Origin of the sequence: Hahella sp. KA22, assembly GCF_004135205.1 — a bacterium.
GTDB lineage: Bacteria > Pseudomonadota > Gammaproteobacteria > Pseudomonadales > Oleiphilaceae > Hahella.
In genome coordinates, this window is sequence record NZ_CP035490.1 from 151,894 (window position 1) to 167,921 (window position 16,028).

17 protein-coding genes are annotated in these 16,028 nt (G+C 54.6%); 8 read left to right on the forward strand and 9 right to left on the reverse strand.

Translation table 11 applies throughout. The features are described from left to right. Positions 1 to 244: 244 nt before the first annotated feature. Positions 245 to 1,159, reverse strand: coding sequence for a LysR family transcriptional regulator (locus EUZ85_RS00725; protein WP_127974042.1), 915 nt, complete (start codon positions 1,157 to 1,159; stop codon positions 245 to 247). A 206-nt stretch (positions 1,160 to 1,365) separates the two neighbouring features. Between EUZ85_RS00725 and EUZ85_RS00730 the strand changes: the two genes are divergently transcribed. Both EUZ85_RS00730 and EUZ85_RS00735 read left to right on the forward strand, forming a co-directional pair. Beyond that, on the forward strand, positions 1,366 to 1,728 hold the full coding sequence (locus EUZ85_RS00730; RefSeq protein WP_127974043.1) for a LuxR C-terminal-related transcriptional regulator: 363 nt from the start codon (positions 1,366 to 1,368) through the stop codon (positions 1,726 to 1,728). 520 nt (positions 1,729 to 2,248) lie between these two features. Then, on the forward strand, positions 2,249 to 3,550 hold the full coding sequence (locus EUZ85_RS00735) for an NAD(P)/FAD-dependent oxidoreductase (protein ID WP_127974044.1): 1,302 nt from the start codon (positions 2,249 to 2,251) through the stop codon (positions 3,548 to 3,550). Positions 3,551 to 3,648: 98 nt separating this feature from the next. Here EUZ85_RS00735 and EUZ85_RS00740 read toward each other — a convergent pair whose 3' ends face one another. Next, positions 3,649 to 4,143 carry a TIGR00645 family protein gene (locus EUZ85_RS00740; RefSeq protein ID WP_127974045.1) on the reverse strand — a complete coding sequence of 165 codons (495 nt, stop codon included), beginning with the start codon at positions 4,141 to 4,143 and terminating at the stop codon, positions 3,649 to 3,651. 350 nt (positions 4,144 to 4,493) lie between these two features. Here EUZ85_RS00740 and EUZ85_RS00745 point away from each other — a divergent pair, with 350 nt between their 5' ends. Continuing rightward, positions 4,494 to 5,204 carry a choice-of-anchor N protein gene (locus tag EUZ85_RS00745; RefSeq protein ID WP_127974046.1) on the forward strand — a complete coding sequence of 237 codons (711 nt, stop codon included), beginning with the start codon at positions 4,494 to 4,496 and terminating at the stop codon, positions 5,202 to 5,204. 159 nt (positions 5,205 to 5,363) lie between these two features. Beyond that, positions 5,364 to 5,975, forward strand: coding sequence for a glutathione S-transferase (locus tag EUZ85_RS00750; RefSeq protein WP_127974047.1), 612 nt, complete (start codon positions 5,364 to 5,366; stop codon positions 5,973 to 5,975). Positions 5,976 to 6,023: 48 nt separating this feature from the next. Here EUZ85_RS00750 and EUZ85_RS00755 read toward each other — a convergent pair whose 3' ends face one another. The 5 genes from EUZ85_RS00755 to EUZ85_RS00775 are packed head-to-tail and all read right to left on the reverse strand — an operon-like array spanning position 6,024 to position 10,738. Next, complete coding sequence (locus EUZ85_RS00755) at positions 6,024 to 6,791, reverse strand: SDR family oxidoreductase (RefSeq protein ID WP_127974048.1); 768 nt, start codon at positions 6,789 to 6,791, stop codon at positions 6,024 to 6,026. Between the two features lie 27 nt (positions 6,792 to 6,818). Beyond that, complete coding sequence (locus EUZ85_RS00760) at positions 6,819 to 7,517, reverse strand: histidine phosphatase family protein (RefSeq protein ID WP_127974049.1); 699 nt, start codon at positions 7,515 to 7,517, stop codon at positions 6,819 to 6,821. A 57-nt stretch (positions 7,518 to 7,574) separates the two neighbouring features. Next, complete coding sequence (locus EUZ85_RS00765; protein ID WP_127974050.1) at positions 7,575 to 8,642, reverse strand: phosphotransferase family protein; 1,068 nt, start codon at positions 8,640 to 8,642, stop codon at positions 7,575 to 7,577. A gap of 5 nt (positions 8,643 to 8,647) precedes the next feature. Continuing rightward, positions 8,648 to 9,514: an SDR family oxidoreductase gene (locus tag EUZ85_RS00770; RefSeq protein WP_127974051.1), complete on the reverse strand. Its 867-nt coding sequence runs from the start codon at positions 9,512 to 9,514 to the stop codon at positions 8,648 to 8,650. A gap of 15 nt (positions 9,515 to 9,529) precedes the next feature. Beyond that, a complete protein-coding gene (locus EUZ85_RS00775) occupies positions 9,530 to 10,738 on the reverse strand; it encodes an acyl-CoA dehydrogenase family protein (RefSeq protein WP_127974052.1) in 1,209 nt (402 codons plus the stop codon). A gap of 155 nt (positions 10,739 to 10,893) precedes the next feature. On the opposite strand from EUZ85_RS00775, the gene EUZ85_RS00780 reads away from it, so the two are divergent. Then, the gene (locus EUZ85_RS00780) at positions 10,894 to 11,820 is read left to right on the forward strand and encodes a LysR family transcriptional regulator (RefSeq protein ID WP_127974053.1); all 927 of its coding nucleotides are present in this window, start codon (positions 10,894 to 10,896) and stop codon (positions 11,818 to 11,820) included. Between the two features lie 236 nt (positions 11,821 to 12,056). Here the strand turns inward: EUZ85_RS00780 and EUZ85_RS00785 are convergent, their stop codons facing one another. Beyond that, positions 12,057 to 12,587 carry a hypothetical protein gene (locus tag EUZ85_RS00785; protein ID WP_241566918.1) on the reverse strand — a complete coding sequence of 177 codons (531 nt, stop codon included), beginning with the start codon at positions 12,585 to 12,587 and terminating at the stop codon, positions 12,057 to 12,059. 165 nt (positions 12,588 to 12,752) lie between these two features. Then, positions 12,753 to 13,457, reverse strand: coding sequence for a hypothetical protein (locus tag EUZ85_RS00790; RefSeq protein ID WP_127974054.1), 705 nt, complete (start codon positions 13,455 to 13,457; stop codon positions 12,753 to 12,755). A gap of 216 nt (positions 13,458 to 13,673) precedes the next feature. On the opposite strand from EUZ85_RS00790, the gene queC reads away from it, so the two are divergent. The 3 genes from queC (at position 13,674) to EUZ85_RS00805 (ending at position 16,023) form a co-directional block, all read left to right on the forward strand. Beyond that, on the forward strand, positions 13,674 to 14,369 hold the full coding sequence (queC, locus tag EUZ85_RS00795; protein WP_206617978.1) for a 7-cyano-7-deazaguanine synthase QueC: 696 nt from the start codon (positions 13,674 to 13,676) through the stop codon (positions 14,367 to 14,369). Continuing rightward, complete coding sequence (gene queE, locus EUZ85_RS00800; protein ID WP_127974055.1) at positions 14,357 to 15,010, forward strand: 7-carboxy-7-deazaguanine synthase; 654 nt, start codon at positions 14,357 to 14,359, stop codon at positions 15,008 to 15,010. The genes queC and queE overlap by 13 nt, the downstream gene beginning before the upstream one ends. A gap of 89 nt (positions 15,011 to 15,099) precedes the next feature. Continuing rightward, the gene (locus EUZ85_RS00805) at positions 15,100 to 16,023 is read left to right on the forward strand and encodes an AEC family transporter (RefSeq protein WP_127974056.1); all 924 of its coding nucleotides are present in this window, start codon (positions 15,100 to 15,102) and stop codon (positions 16,021 to 16,023) included. Positions 16,024 to 16,028: the final 5 nt, after the last annotated feature.

Consider the following 16,028-nt stretch of genomic DNA (forward strand, 5'->3'; position numbering starts at 1 on the left):
CCATAACATCTTCCTTTACTTACGTTTCCCTGGAATATGGTCCCGGACGCGGTCATGACCATAGATGCGCGGCAACAATCTGTTGCGCGCCGTCCTGCCGACTTGATGAGCGGCCCTGATCATGGACGGCGGGCCGGAGTGCGCAGCAGAACTTAGCAGCAGGCCCAATAGGTCAGTATCCGCGATTATTACGGTTATCAGGGAAGATGCTTATACTTTCCCCGACATTGCCGGCATATTTCCCTCAAATAGCCGCGACCGGCTCAGCCGCGCCAACTCTTTGCGTCGCCCGGGTGAGACTTTCCCATAAGAAGCGCACAGCGGGACCGTGAGGCTTCTCCAATTTGCGCAGCACATAAAGATCGACTTTTTCAGTGGCGTCACAGGGAATATGGGGCACCGGCAGCAGCTTGCCCTGGGCCAGCTCATCTTTGATTTCATGCAAAGGCAGACGCCCCCAGCCCAGACCGGCCAGGATCATGCGCTTTTTCAGATTGTGGTCGTTAACCGCCCACTTACCGCCGTTATCCACCAGCAGATAGCGCTCATCCAGGCGCTTGATGGCGCTGTCCTCCACCACTATCTGGGTGCTTCGGCAGAGATCTGGTTCGCCATTGTCGCAGCGCAGCAGGTTGTCGAGATAATCCGGCGTGGCCACGACTTTCAAGACAATCTGGCTGAACGGTGCGGCTTCCAGCGAGGCGTGCACGCGCTCCTGATACGTGATGGCGATGTCAGCGTGGTTCTCCTGCAAACGCTGCATGGCGCCTTCCAGGGTTTCAATGTAGAAATCCACCTGAGTATTGGCGTAGCGCGCGGCGCACTCGCGCAGAGACGGCAACACTTTCTCCAATGGACATATGTGATTGACGGCGACGCGGATGACGGGCTCGTATCCCATGGCCAGTTCGCGAGTGTAGGAGTCAAGATCGGAGAATTTCACCAGAAGTTCGTTCACTTTTCCGGAGAAGGCTTCCCCTTTCTCGGTCAGTTTCGGGCGGTATCGGTCGCGCTGAAACAACAGGAAGCCAATTTCCTCCTCCAGCGCACGTATGGTTTTGCTTATCGCGGATTGGCTGCGGTAGAATTTTTTGGCCGCCGCCCTGAACCCGCCTTCGCTCACCACTGCGGCGAATATGCGTAGCTGTTCCCTAGTCATGTAAAATTTCCCTTTAATACAACATGATTACTTTACGGCAACACAAAATGAAAATTAATCATTATTTTTTAATCAGTTAGCGTCATAAGATAACAATAGAGCACTCGCTGGGCGCAGATAGGGAATGATTCCCGATCAAGGACCGCGCCAAAAAGGGACATGTTAAACAGTAATGGATGTAAGGATAGGACGTAAAAGTGCTTACCATGGTTACAAAAGGAAATGACCTCCCCACTGTGTACCGCAGCGCGCCTGCGGAAGACGATCTGCTGCCGTCGCTAGCGCGGCTGAGCGGCGTTCCAATTTCCATCCGAGAAGCGCAGACCATCGGACTCTGGCTATGCGGTTTATCCGCGAAAGAAAGCAGCCAGGTGCTGGGTTTGTCGCCACGAACGGTGGAGACTTACCGGGAAAACATCAAAAACAAGTTTTCCATCACTAACAAAATCAAGTTCTTTGACTTGCTGATACGTAACAAACTGCACATTCCGCTCGTATTGATGGGAGGCAGTTACATCACAGAGTATCAGTCGAACCATCAGGATCAGCCGTTGCAGGCTACCGGATAACCCCACCGGTACGCCCCGCCAAGGGACAAAACAAGAATAAGCTCCCGTCAGGGCGCCCCTCCCAGGTCCGTATCCTATACGGATGCAGGGGGGCGCATTTCTCCCTAGACTGCCGCACTCGAGGGAAAACGCAGCGTTAAGGCGTCCTGATCAAGGCGGCGGACCGATTTCGCCGGCGCATTCAGGGCGACAGGCTCCAAAAGAGCCGCTCTCGGTTGCAACGCTGATTCAACGCAAGCCGGCCGCCAATGGACGTCTCAGCATGATTCCTGAAGGTGATGGACCGACCCTGATTCACCCGACGCCGAGACGTACGTTTTACAGGCCTGCTTTTTGGAGGGCGCGCCCGCTGGATCCAGGCGGACAAAAGGCCCTCCCTTTTTTGGCCATTCAGGGCGGAAGCCCAAGACAGACTCCATCTCAACTCCCCCATATGCAAGTCAGCGGATTTTCTTTACCGTAGCCGGGATTTCCTGGGTATTTCGTCTTATAATCCCTAGCTATTTCGGGGAGTTGTTTTATGAGCATACCTAAAATAGTCGTCGTCGGCGGCGGCGCAGGGGGGCTGGAGCTGGTCACCCGCCTGGGCAATGCGCTCGGGAAGAAGAAGCGGGCGGAGGTCCACCTTGTGGATTGCAACCCCACCCACTTATGGAAGCCGTTACTACATGAAGTCGCCACTGGCTCCATGGATTCCGGCATCGACGAAATCAGCTATCGTTCCCACGCTTTCTTCCACGGCTTCACCTTCCACCTCGGCAAAATGCACAGTCTGGATCGCCAGGCGCGCACGATAAGCCTGGCGCCCATGCATGACGCGAGGGGCGATGAAATCAGTCCTGAACGCACGCTCGCTTATGACTATCTGGTGCTGGCCCTCGGCAGCCAGACCAATGACTTCGGCACGCCAGGCGCCGCCGAGTACTGCGCGTTCCTCGACAGCCGCAAACAAGCCGACCTGTTCCACAAGAATCTCATCAACACTTACCTGCGCCTCAGCAGTCAGGCGTCGGAAGGTAAGCCGGTTGTATTGGAAATAGGTATTGTCGGCGCCGGCGCCACAGGCGTGGAACTGGCCGCAGAGCTGCACAACACCACTGCGCTGCTCGGCGCTTACGGTCTGAAGTTAGGCCCCCAGAATCTGAAAGTGACCATCATCGAAGCCGGTCCCAGAGTCTTGCCCGTCCTGCCGACGCGCATCTCCAACGCGGTGGTCGAAGAACTGGGCAAGCTGAACATAGCCATCAAGACCAACACCAAAGTCACCAAGGTCACGGATAAAGGCTTCGAAACCGGCGACGGCGAGTTCATCACCGCCGACATGCGCGTTTGGGCGGCGGGCGTCAAAGCCCCGGATTTTCTCCAGGGCATCGACGGACTGGAAACCACCCGCAACAATCAGGTCGAGGTGTTACCCAGCCTGCAGTCAACCAAAGACGACCGCATCTTCGCTATCGGCGACTGCGCCAGCTGTCCCCAGCCGGACGGCTCCAAAGTACCGCCGCGGGCGCAGTCCGCCCATCAGATGGCCAGCCATGTTTATGTTAACCTGCGCCACCTGTTGGCCAACAAGCCGGTAAAATCCTATATCTATAAGGATCACGGTTCTTTGGTGTCGCTAAGCCGCTACTCCACTGTCGGTAATTTGATGGGGAATCTGACAGGCAAGTCCATGATGATCGAGGGACGCATCGCGCGCTTCGTTTACATTTCCCTGTATCGCCTGCATCAAATCGCTTTGCATGGCTATATCAAAACCGCGTTGATCATGTTTTCCGCGCGCATCAACAAGATCATTCGGCCACGTCTCAAGCTACACTAAGACGCCAACGAAAAACCGGGGCTCAAAGGCCCCGGTTTTATCCGCCATAACCGTATTTCGCTTAGCTTGCAGGCATCTACGCCCAGCCACTATGAACGTTAGTGTTCCTTGCGGGTGATCTTGTCCAGATATCCCATGCAGAACGCGGACACAACAAAAGTCATGTGGATGATCACGTACCAAAGCAAATAGGTTTCCTCCACATTCTCCGCATTCATGAATATTTTCAGCAGATGAATGGAAGAAATAGCGACAATAGACGCCGCCACTTTGTTTTTCAGCGTGCCGGAATCCACTTTACCCAGCCAGCTCAGTTTTTCCTGCCCTTCGGCGATATCCAACTGTGAGACAAAGTTTTCATAGCCGCTGAACATCACCATTACGAGCAAGCCGCCAACCAGAGCCAAATCAATCAGCGACAGCACCACGAGCACCAGATCCGCTTCTTTCATGGAGAAGATCACCGGCATTACATGGAAGATCTCCTGGAAGAACTTCACGCCCAACGCTAACAAGGCCAGGCTTAAGCCCAGATAAATCGGGGCCAGTATCCAGCGCGCTGAATACATCAAATTTTCAATAAAACGCTCCATGATCTCCGCCTAAGTCGTACAAGATTGAGAAAAAGTGTCGTAATGGAATAACTTCCCGCTTGATGGGGGCTCAGCATAGCAAAAACAAGCAATTTACAGTGAACCTTGCGATAAGTTCATCCCTCACGCCCTTGTATCCCAGAGCCTTATGGATCGAACCTGTCAAATTAACGCCATTCAATTTTCGACATGTGTCACAAAAATTTACATTAACAATGTCTTTGTAACATCACGTAACTCACCAAGTACCTGACCATATTCATTAACTTTTAGTATGGCGAGGTAATTGCCTGTTATCTGGTGTAGTCCACCCTGTCATTAACCACACTCGCAGTACAGGCTCAAGAGTCATGAAACAAACAACAACCTCACTCAAAGCGTTTGTCTTTTCATCTGCCATGCTCGCCTCAGCTGGAGCATTCGCTCTTCCGGCGTTGCAAATTGGAATTGAAGATGGAACCTATGACATGGCCTCCGAGGATTCGGTAACCAGCGCCACCGCCTTTACACTTTATGCCTTAGCCGATACAGGTATCGTTGACGCTGGTTTATTTGATTTCCGCCTTAGCATCGCCGTCACGCCAAAACTGTCGACGCCGACTGACTTAGGCAGCATTGTCGTCAATGGCATCACCATTGATATTACCGACGATATGACTTACGGCACCCCGCCGGTCGAAGCTGTCTCCAGCAGCACTGATCTGCCAGGACACGGTATTTACGACACTTATTACTACGAAGTCGACTTCTCCTTCGACACAGGTAATAAAGCCACGCCTTACAACGTGCAGGACGATCCCGATGGTTTCGCTCTGTACGGCGGCTCCGGCGACTACCTGTATTACAACGCCTTTGACTTCGATGTTTCCGGCTTTACCGGGACCGGGCTGCACTTTGACCTGTACGCGCTGGACTTCGACTTGAAAAAACCGATAGTAGCATTCGCGCCGTTCTCTCATGACGGCAGCTACAACCGCCGGGAAGTCCCTGAGCCTGCGAGCTTGGCGTTATTCGGCATCGCAATAGCCGGATTACTGGTTTTCCGTCGCCGTTCAGCCTGATAGCGCGAAGACTAATGACATGCAAACGCCGGCATCCGCCGGCGTTTTTCGTTTCAGCGTCAGCATTTTTTACAGTGAACAAAAACAGTTGACGTCAGCCGTCTAAGTTATTGACTATAGAAGACCTCAACGATAGGGAGTTGTTAACGGAGACAGCACATGCAGCTCATCGGTTCACTTACCAGTCCTTTTGTCAGGAAGATCCGCATACAATTATTGGAAAAGGGGCTTCCGTTTTCCCTGCTGGAAGAGATTCCCTGGAATGCGGATACATCCGTACCGAAATTCAACCCATTGGGCAAAGTCCCCGTATTAATCGACGAACATGGCGAGATCTGGTTTGATTCGCCGGTTATCGCCGAATATATCGAGACTCTGGAAACCCGCCATCGCCTGATTCCAATCAAGTCTATCGACGCAGTCAGAGTACGCCAGTTGGAAGCGCTGGCGGACGGCGTTTGCGAAGCGGCCATCGCCATCTTTCTGGAGAAAAAGCGCCCAACTGAGCGACAAGGCCCGGAATGGATCACCCGTCAGGAGCAGAAAGTAGAGCGCGGCCTGGCCGCCTTGGAAAAGGCCACTGTCGGTAAGCATTGGGTATATGAAGACCACCTCACACTGGCGGACATCGCCATTGGCAGTGTAGTGGGCTGGTATGATTTCCGCTTCGGCGATTCTGGATGGCGCAATAACCACCCGCACCTTGCGGACTATGTGGACCGTTTGTTCAAGCGCGACTCCTTCATTCAGACACAACCACCAGAGTCCTGAATCAGCAATCCATGGGACGCAGCGACTTGGCGTTACGTCCCATGCGGTTTACGAAATCAGGTAACCGCCGTCCACCGCCAGCACAGACCCTGTCGTATAGGACGCTGCGTCGCTCACCAGATACAGCACGGCGCCAGCCATTTCCGTGGGTTCTGCGATGCGATTCATCGGCACATGCTGCAGCAACTGTTTACGTATTGCTTCATTCTGCGTAAGCGCAGATGCAAATTTGGTGTCTGTGCCCCCAGGCAGCAACGCATTCACTCGAATCCCCAGGCCTGCGCACTCCTTGGCGAAAGTTTTAGTCATGCTGATGACCGCAGCTTTGGTGATGGAATAGATGCCTTGAAAGTGACCAGGAATGACGCCGTTGACCGACGCCACATTCACAATCTTGCCGCTCTTCTGCGCGCGCATGAGTTTGCCGGCTTCCACTGACATAAAGAAGTAACCACGGATGTTCACATCAACGGTCTTTTGAAATACGCCCAGATCCGTTTCCAGCACATGTCCGAAATACGGGTTGGTGGCCGCGTTGTTAATCAGGATATCCAGCTTGCCGTGCTTTTCTTTTATCTGCTCGAAGAGTGAGGATATTTGCTCCATCTCGCCAATATGACAGGCAATCGCCTCAGCAGAACCGCCCTGGTCGCGAATCGACTGAGCCACAGATTCACAGCCTTCTATTTTGCGACTGGACACAATTACGTGCGCCCCATATTGCGCCAATGTCCTGGCGATGGATTCACCGATCCCGCGGCTGGCGCCAGTGACCAGCGCAATCTGTCCCGTCAGTTGAAATAAGTCTTTATGCATAATCAGGCCCTTTATGTTCGCATCAGTTCAGCGCCAGGTGACATAACTGCGATCCCTGCCGCACTGCAAATAACTGTAATTATTGAAATAAGCCAGCGAGCGACGCCCGCCGCCGCTATACATGATTTTGGTGATGGAGGCGTTCACAATAGACCAGTTCATGCTGAACGCCGCAGCTGAAGACAGGCCAAGCACTTTCTGCAGTATCGCGGTAATGACGCCGCCAGAAGTCACGATGGCGATATTGCGGCCGCCGCCGACTTCCTCCAGTGTGGCTTCAAATGTCTGAGCAGCTCTATCGCTGAATGTCGACCAGGAATCCATGTCCTCCCATGAGTCTTTTTCCAGCCAGGCGGCAATCACCTTTTCAAACACTTTCTGAAAGCTGCGCCGACGGTCGATCTTTCCGCTCACAAAGGCCGCAGCATCCGCATCCCGCTGCGCCAGTTCAGGCAACACTTTGGCTAATACAGCCACATGGTCGAACTCATTGAAGCCATGGCTGCGAAGGACTTCCGCCTCTGCGCCCATCGCGTTGAGCGCTATGGATGCGGTGTCTATCTGACGCATCAGCAAACCGCTTCGCCACGCATCCAGACGCAGACCTTTTTCAACCAGGAATGTTCCCAGCCTCTGCGCCTGAAGGCGCCCGAGTTCAGACAACCTGTCGTAATCGTTATCGCCAAAACTGGCTTGCCCATGGCGAATTAAATAGACCGCGCCCATTAACCGCGCTCACTTGTAATATCGAGTACAAGCCCGAGCACGACTATGTAACCCCAATCAGGACAAAGAGGACGCATGGATTTTGTCCCTTAGATAGCCGTCCAGATATTTCACTGCCTGAATAAAGCTGGCGAAACGTTTGTCCTGCGTCTGGCCATGGTGGAAGCGGTAATAGATCTGCTGAATGATGACGACCAATCGGAACATGCCGTACACCTCATAAAAATCAAAGCTGGGAATACTCAGATTGGCTCGCTGCAGGTAATAGTCGACAATTTCCGCACGACTCATCATCCCCGGCAAGTGCGTGGGTTGACGCCGCAGCATATGCAAGGGGGCCGGGTCATCCCGTTGCACCCAGTACGCCAGACTATTGCCCAAGTCCATCAACGGATCGCCAATGGTGGCCATTTCCCAGTCCAGCACGCCGATAATGTTCATCAGGTTATCGGCGTCCAAAACCAGATTGTCAAAGCGATAGTCGTTATGCACCAGGCATTGTCGTATCTGCTTCGGCTTTTGCTGCTGCAACCAGGCCATCACTTCTTCGAAGTCCGGCGCGTCCTCCGTCCTGGCGCGTCGATAGCGATCACACCAGCCATCAATCTGCCTCTCGACGTAGTCGCCTTCCTTCAATAACGCTTTCAGGGGCGTGCTCTCCCAGTCCGCCTGATGCAGCTCAGCCAGTCGATCCACCATGTTATGGCACAGTGCGCGCTGATCCGCTTCACTGAACGGCATTCCCGCTGGCGGATCGCCACGCAGGATGACACCCTTGAGACGCTCCATGACGTAGAATTCGCCGCCGATAACATTCTCATCCTCACAAAACGCCACCATCGCAGGCACATAGGGGTATATCCCCCGCAAACCCTGCATCACTTTGTATTCGCGTCCCATATCATGAGCGGATTTCGCCTTGCGCCCAAAGGGCGGGCGGCGCAAAACAAATTCCTGACCGGGATATTGCAGCAAATAAGTCAGATTGGAGGCGCCGCCGGGAAACTGCTGAATCCGCAGTTCGCCAGACAGTCCCGACAGATGCTGCTTGAGAAAAGCGTCTATCGCCGCTGCGTTGAGTTCTTCACCTGCGCGAACCGCACCCGCGCTGTCAGCAAATGTCATCGCACTCATCCTACTGCTCGCCCCTTTTCCGTCGTTTCCACGCTCTCATCATTGTCCTGTCGCTTCGCCAAAAGGCGACGTCCCAGGGTCTTCATGCTGCGCAGGTAGACTGCGGGCGCGTATCTTTTTAACCACCACAACAGCCGGTAATTGGCGTGAGGCAAGATGTAGAAATGCTGCTTCTCCACACCGTCATACAAACGTTCCGCCACATCCGCCGCGCTCAGCTTGGAGCCTGCGAACAGCTTTTCCATGGTCTCTTTGAGTTTCGGATTCGGAGAGCGCGCCGTACTCGCCAGTCCGGTCGAGAAAAAGCCAGGACAGACGACATTGACGCCAACGCCAAAGGGCGACAACTCGCCAACCAGGGTTTCACAAAGCGCCACGACGCCAGCTTTGGCGGCGTTATACGAGCCCATTTCCGGGGCATGCACCAGCCCCGCCATGGAGGCGATATTAACGATTTGGCCGGAGCGCTGCCGTTTGAACAACGGCGCGAATTCTTTGCAGCCACGCACCACGCCCATGAGGTCAATATCGATCACCCATTCCCAGTCTTCCAGCGGCGCTTCGTCAATTCCGCCATGGGCGGCTACGCCGGCGTTATTGACCAGAATATCCAGGCCGCCCCACAGCTCTACAATTTTGCGTCGCCACGCTTGAATATCCCGCACCTTGGTGACGTCTACATGTTGATAAAAGGCGCGGTTTTCTGGCAAACCCAGCGACGCAACGATGGCGTTTCCGGTGTCGTCCTGCACGTCCGCAAACGCCACCCGCCAACCCCGGCTGAGAAAATGCCGTGCAGTGGCCAGTCCCAATCCACTGGCGGCGCCGGTTATCGCAACGCGCTTTTCTGGAAATCGATGCATATCCCCTCCTCTGGTCTATCGTTGGTATTTCTTAAGTTCGTATTTGGCAATCAAAGCCCGATGCACTTCGTCAGGCCCGTCCGCCAAACGCAGCACTCGCGCATACCCAAACAGCGCCGTCAGTGGAAAGTCGTCTGAGACGCCGGCGCCGCCGTGCATCTGAATCGCCTGATCGACAATACGCTGACACAAACTCGGCGCGACAACCTTGATTTGCGAGATCTCGCTCATCGCCGCAAACACCCCGTATTTATCAATTTTATACGCAGCCTGCAGCGTCAGCAGGCGGGCCATTTCAATATCCATACGCGCGTTGGCGATAATGTCTGCGTTCCCTCCCAGCTTCGCCAGAGGCTTACCGAAAGCGACGCGGCTCAATGACCGCTCACACATAAGTTGTAACGCCCTCTCCGCTGCGCCAATAGCCCGCATGCAGTGGTGAATGCGACCCGGCCCCAACCGACCCTGGGCGATTTCAAACCCTCGTCCGGGACCAGCGATGACATTGCCTAAGGGGACGCGCGCATTTTCGAAATGGACTTCGCCATGACCGTATGGTTCATCTAACTGACCAAATACCGGCAGCATGCGCTTCACCTTCACACCCGGCGTATTGCGAGGCACGATGACCATCGAGTGACGTTGGTGACGGTCGGCCTCGGGGTCAGTAACGCCCATAAAGATAAAAAACTCACAACGGGGATGGCCGGCGTTGGAAGTCCACCATTTGCGGCCATTCACCACCACCTCATCCCCTTCAACAACAATAGTCGCCTGCATATTGGTGGCATCGGAAGAAGCGATATCCTTTTCCGTCATGGCGAACGCGGAGCGAATCTCTCCCGCCAGCAGAGGCTTCAGCCAGGCGTCCTGCTGCTCGCGGGAACCATAGCGCGCCAATACCTCCATGTTGCCGGTATCCGGCGCGTTGCAGTTGAAGACTTCAGGCGCAATAAACGACCACCCCATTTCCTCGGCCAACGGCGCATACTCCAGCGTGCTGAGTCCAGGGCCGTATTCCTCTTCCGGTAGAAACAGGTTCCACAAGCCTTCCCGTTTCGCTTCCGCTTTTAAGGTTTCCATAATCGGCGGTTGGGTCCAGGTCTGTCCTGGCTCCGCCAGATGAGCGTAATACTCTCTCTCTGCAGGCAAGACCCGGTCGCGGATAAAGTCGCGAACTCGCTGAATGTAGTCCGCGGCGCGCGGTGAATGATCGAATTCCATTGCTCACCTCAAAATCAGAGTTTGGCCAGTAAAGACGAATGTTTCAGTAGTGCATATCGCCAGTCGCGCTGGAAGCGCTTGGGTTAATGGCTAAACCATAGTCACCACCATATAATTAAACAAATGAATAATAGAAATATATAAATATAAAAATCATGCATATTAGCCGCATCGACCTGAATCTGTTTGTGGTGTTCGACGCTATCTATAGTGAAGGCGGCATCACTCGCGCATCGGAAGTGTTGCATTTGACCCAGCCAGCCGTGAGTCATGCTCTCAATCGTCTGCGGGAAGCGCTTGGCGACGAGCTGTTCATCCGCTCATCCCGCGGCATGACGCCAACCCCTTACGCCCATCAATTAATCGGTACGGTGAGGCAGGCGCTGAATCAGTTACAACGCGGCCTGCAACAAAGTCAGGAGTTCGCCCCTGCGCAATTGGAAACCAGTTTCAGACTGTGCGTGAGGGACTTGTTCGATGTGCTGCTGTTGCCGGCGCTGATCAAGAATTGCCGGGTGATCGCCCCGAAAGTGGTATTTAACTGTCTACGTTCGCCCCGCGAGCAAATCCTGCATGATCTGGCCAGCGGCCGCATTGATCTGGCGGCGGACGTGCTTATCAGTCACGACGACAGCATTTGTCATGAAAAACTGTTTGAAGATCGTTTGGCCTGTCTGTTGCGCAAAGACCATCCCGCCTTGGCTGGAGAATGGAATCTGGCGGAAATGTTGCGTTGGCCCCACGTGCAGGTTTCCTCCCGCGAACATGGACCCGGATATGAAGACATCCAGTTATCCCGGCACGGCCTGCAGCGCAAATTGGGACTGCGAACCCCTAACTTTTACGGCGCGGCGTTGACGGCGGCCAACAGCGATTTGATCCTCTGCGCGCCGGAGCAGGTTGCGCGGCGCCTAACGCAAAAGATCCCTTTGCAGGTCATGCCTTTTCCACTGACGCTGAACCCGTTGGAGACTTATCTCTACTGGCACAGATCCACGGATCGCGAGCCCGCGCACATCTGGTTGCGAGAGCAAACACAAAAGGCTTTGGCGCAAGGATTACAAGCGGTTGAGGCAGGCTAAATCTAACGTCAGGCCTAGGGAAATAAGGGCCTCGGTATTCACCTACAGTAAAAGCAGGGGGGCTGAACCATACTTTTTAGCGTGTCAATTGTAGGGTTTAGAAGACACGGGAACGTTGGACTCCCAACGCACTCCATACCCTCTTGCATTTCCTTAATGTAGGCACAAAAGTGCTCTCCTGAGCGGGTTACTGCAGGCGCAAGCAGTCTCCCGCTTTTTTTGCGCCTGCACTCAGATCACAAGCCTTGTTCGATGACCATTTTCCAGGTTGTGTAGAGAATCTGCGCGTCGTTGGCGGCGCGGTGAGTTTCCACGCCTAATGTCTCAATAGCGCGACGACGCGTCTCCGCCCAGTTGTTTACCTGTTGCGGAGCCAGAAGTGCGGCGATGGATTCCAGTTTAAAGGCGGGTTGTAACTTGGCGGCCCGGAACAGACGATGCAGCCAAAAGCTGTCAAAGGTCCAGGCGTCGCAATAGACATGTTCGGGAAGCAATTCGTTGAGCGCATGCGCCACATCGACGACATTGACGCCTTCCTGCTGCAGTTGCTGGCGAGAGATGCCATGAATGGCGCAGGCGTCTTCAGACCAATCCGTCCACAACGGGGCGGGACGCAGCAGCCAACTATGAATGGCGCCATCCGGCAGACAAACGCCTACTTCAATCGGATAACTGCAAATCAGATCCAAACTCGATGCTTCAAAATCGATAAAGCAGGGTTGTTGTTGTAATGCTTCTATCTGCGAAGCCATTGTCTCAAAAGACATATTCGGTTCGTTTTTCACATACTCCTCACGGCATCCTCTGTGCGGCGTCGTATCCGCCACGATCCCCTGTCGCAAGACGGGGCGCAAATACCGGCCACTTCAACAACGCGCCTTGTGGCGAACGGACCGATGTGGAGGACGTCGATCTTAAACACGGCGGAGCGCCTATCCCGCTCCCGCGTCAGCAAGTTCCTTTTCCAGCAGAATGACTGCGGCTTTAGCCGACGCTCCCGATATGGGCGTGTATATTATTTGGTCGCCGGCTACTTCAGGCCAGTAGACAAGCATACTCTGATCTTTAGCGCCGGAGGTATAGTAAATGACCGTAAGTATTCCAGGGCGCTCATCCGCGATGTACTTGATGGCGGCCTTGTCTGCACGGCTGGAGAGATCGATCAGCACCGGATCGGGATAACGGTCAAATTTCTCAGACTGCACCAACTCACTGGCGAGATAGTTGCGCAGGCTGACGAAATCAGGATTATCCGGGAACAACAGCATCTCCTCCGCCAGGCTGGCGACCCGCGCGGTGATTAACGCATTGTCTTCGGTGGAGGGATTGCTGAACTCGGGAGGTATGCCTGCCGCAGCGGCGGGCATCATATTGAGCAGACTGGGCCAATCCTCTGCTTGCGCCGCCATCTCCCAGTTGCTGCGCTCTGGCGTCTGCAAATAAGCCAGTCCGCCCCAGACTAACGCGCCGATGATAAACATGCCGCCCTGACGGCGACGCCGCTTTTCTTCCGTTTTGATTTTGATCGGCTGACGGCGCATTCTTTCTGCGCCCAATCCAAGCATCGCCAGAGCGGCGATCAGGCAGAGTACGACTGCGAAGATCTGACCCAATAGGGCTAGCTGAACCGGACTCATAGGCGTTCCCCCTTGGTACTTCTCTCGCCCGGGAGCGGAGATCGCGATGACACGACGCCAGGACGCGGCGCATCACGGGACGCCGGCCCTTCTTTTCTGTATAGCAGATTTTCTCCAAATTGCCGCTTTTCCAATGTCCGGATCAGGGCATGAACGGACGACAGCCACTATAGCCCGCGGTATAATGCGCTTTTGTTCTCTCACAAGCGGTAGGCAATGAATCAGTCTGATACGTCCCTTATTCCAAATCGCGCCGTCGCCATTTTCTCCGGCGGTATGGACTCATTCACTCTTCTCAACGAGTTAGTGGCGGAAGGTAAAGAAGTTTTCGCCCTCTCCTTCAACTATGGGCAACGACACAGCAAGGAGCTGGTCTGCGCCAGACAAGTATGTGAAAGCCTGAACGTCGCCCATAAGATCATCGACATTACCGCCATCAATTCTCTACTGGCCGGTTCTTCTCTGACTGACGATATTCAGGTGCCGGAAGGGCATTATGAAGAAGAGAACATGAAGTCCACCGTTGTACCCAATCGCAATATGATTCTGCTGTCTCTGGCGATTGGCTATGCCGTGTCACTCAAAGCCGAAGCTGTCTATTACGGCGCCCATGGCGGCGACCACGCCATCTACCCGGACTGCCGTCCGGCGTTCGTGGAAATCATGAGTGAAGCTTCCAAACTGGCCAACTATGAGCCGGTTGAAGTTCGCGCCCCGTACCTGTACGAAACGAAAATCGAAATTCTGCGCCGAGGTCTGGCGTTGGGTCTGGATTACGGACAAACCTGGACTTGCTACAACGGCCGCGAAAAAGCCTGCGGCAAGTGCGGTTCCTGCGTCGAGCGTCTGGAAGCCTTTGAAAAGAATGATGCGGTTGATCCTGTGGCGTATGAGTCTGTATGTACCGGGTAAAAGAAATTTTCTACACCCTGCAAGGGGAAGGGGCGCACCAAGGACGCCCCGCCGTGTTCTGCCGCTTCAGCAAATGCAACTTGTGGACGGGACGTGAAAAGGACCGCGCCGGCGCTGTCTGCAATTTTTGTGATACAGACTTCGTTGGCGTGGACGGCCAGAATGGCGGCAAGTTCGCGACGGCGGAGGAACTGGCGGAACGTATTCTGTCATTCTGGCCGCAGGAAGAAGCCGAGCGCTTTGTCGTCTGCACTGGCGGTGAACCCCTGTTGCAACTGGATGAGCCGTTGGTCGAAGCATTCCACGCCAGGGGCTTCGAAGTCGCTGTGGAAACCAACGGCACCCTGCCCGCTCCCGCCGGCATCGATTGGTTATGCGTCAGTCCCAAAGGCCGCGCAGAAGTGGTGATAAAAGAGTGCGACGAGCTTAAGCTGGTCTATCCGCAACCAGAAGCGCCGCCGGAACGCTTCGATGATATTCGCGCCGGACGCTATTATTTGTCTCCCATGGCCAACCCGTTGGCGTTAGAAGGCGAAGATGAGCGCAAGATTCACAATACCAAGCTGGCGATGGATTTTTGCATGCGCTACCCAAAATGGCGCTTGAGCGTGCAGCTCCACAAAATATTAGGTATCGACTGATTCCGCCGATTAGCCATTACTGCGTATAGATCAACAGGGCGGACAGTTCCGACAATATTCATTTTCGACACGCTAACGGACGCCTAACTATGCAGGTCAGCGCCGCCCTCATTCCTGTTTTTATACTTATCCTTATCGGGTACGGCATGCGCCGCCTTAACTTTCCCGGCGACAGCTTCTGGCCGCCGGCGGAAAAGTTTCTTTATTACTTCCTGTTTCCGATGATGCTGGTGGATAAGCTCACCTACGCCAAACGGGACGGACTGATGCTGGATCGTTTATTCCTGGCGATTCTATTGGCGTTTGTTATTGCATCCGCCTTGATGTTGGCGATACAGCACTGGCGGCGGTGGTCAGGCTCTCGTTTCACGTCCGTTTATCAAGGCGCCGTACGCTTCAACTCCTATGTGGGATTGGCCGCCGTGCAGGCGTTGCAGGGCGATCAGGGGCTGGCGCTGGCGGCGTTGTCCATGTCCATTATGATCCCCCTGATCAATGTGCTGTGCATTGGAGCCTTCGCGCTTTATGTGGAGCAATCAGCGCCCGGCTGGCGCGGCGTGGGTAAAGCGATCGTCACCAACCCACTGATACTGGGGAGCCTGGCGGGTCTGACCTTCAACAGTCTGGGGATTGGTTTTCCAGACGCCGTCAACCAAGTATTAAAACTGGTGGGCAATATGGCGCTGCCGTTGGGTTTGCTGTGCGTTGGCGCGGCTCTGGACTTGCGCAACCTGAAGGGCGCCGGTAGCTCGCTCATGATCAGCAGCGCCTTCAAGCTGGGTTTGTTCCCGCTCATATTCGTCGGCAGCGCGTTGGCGTTGCAGCTGCCACCGCTCAATGTCGCGGTGTTCGCCGTACTTGGCTGCCTGCCGACTGCGACAGCCTCCTACATCCTGGCGCGCCAGCTAGGCGGCGATGCGCCACTCATGGCGGGCATCATCAGCGCGCAAACGCTGATGGCCATGGTCACCATGCCGCTGGCGCTATCCCTGCTGACTGCGGCGCTGCTGTGATGGGG

Bases quoted from the DNA above. Each gene is read 5' to 3' on its own strand.
- EUZ85_RS00725 (WP_127974042.1), bottom strand. From the start codon at position 1,159: ATGACTAGGGAACAGCTACGCATATTCGCCGCAGTGGTGAGCGAAGGC.
- EUZ85_RS00730 (WP_127974043.1), top strand. From the start codon at position 1,366: ATGGTTACAAAAGGAAATGACCTCCCCACTGTGTACCGCAGCGCGCCT.
- EUZ85_RS00735 (WP_127974044.1), top strand. From the start codon at position 2,249: ATGAGCATACCTAAAATAGTCGTCGTCGGCGGCGGCGCAGGGGGGCTG.
- EUZ85_RS00740 (WP_127974045.1), bottom strand. From the start codon at position 4,143: ATGGAGCGTTTTATTGAAAATTTGATGTATTCAGCGCGCTGGATACTG.
- EUZ85_RS00745 (WP_127974046.1), top strand. From the start codon at position 4,494: ATGAAACAAACAACAACCTCACTCAAAGCGTTTGTCTTTTCATCTGCC.
- EUZ85_RS00750 (WP_127974047.1), top strand. From the start codon at position 5,364: ATGCAGCTCATCGGTTCACTTACCAGTCCTTTTGTCAGGAAGATCCGC.
- EUZ85_RS00755 (WP_127974048.1), bottom strand. From the start codon at position 6,791: ATGCATAAAGACTTATTTCAACTGACGGGACAGATTGCGCTGGTCACT.
- EUZ85_RS00760 (WP_127974049.1), bottom strand. From the start codon at position 7,517: ATGGGCGCGGTCTATTTAATTCGCCATGGGCAAGCCAGTTTTGGCGAT.
- EUZ85_RS00765 (WP_127974050.1), bottom strand. From the start codon at position 8,642: ATGACATTTGCTGACAGCGCGGGTGCGGTTCGCGCAGGTGAAGAACTC.
- EUZ85_RS00770 (WP_127974051.1), bottom strand. From the start codon at position 9,514: ATGCATCGATTTCCAGAAAAGCGCGTTGCGATAACCGGCGCCGCCAGT.
- EUZ85_RS00775 (WP_127974052.1), bottom strand. From the start codon at position 10,738: ATGGAATTCGATCATTCACCGCGCGCCGCGGACTACATTCAGCGAGTT.
- EUZ85_RS00780 (WP_127974053.1), top strand. From the start codon at position 10,894: ATGCATATTAGCCGCATCGACCTGAATCTGTTTGTGGTGTTCGACGCT.
- EUZ85_RS00785 (WP_241566918.1), bottom strand. From the start codon at position 12,587: ATGTCTTTTGAGACAATGGCTTCGCAGATAGAAGCATTACAACAACAA.
- EUZ85_RS00790 (WP_127974054.1), bottom strand. From the start codon at position 13,457: ATGAGTCCGGTTCAGCTAGCCCTATTGGGTCAGATCTTCGCAGTCGTA.
- queC (WP_206617978.1), top strand. From the start codon at position 13,674: ATGAATCAGTCTGATACGTCCCTTATTCCAAATCGCGCCGTCGCCATT.
- queE (WP_127974055.1), top strand. From the start codon at position 14,357: ATGTACCGGGTAAAAGAAATTTTCTACACCCTGCAAGGGGAAGGGGCG.
- EUZ85_RS00805 (WP_127974056.1), top strand. From the start codon at position 15,100: ATGCAGGTCAGCGCCGCCCTCATTCCTGTTTTTATACTTATCCTTATC.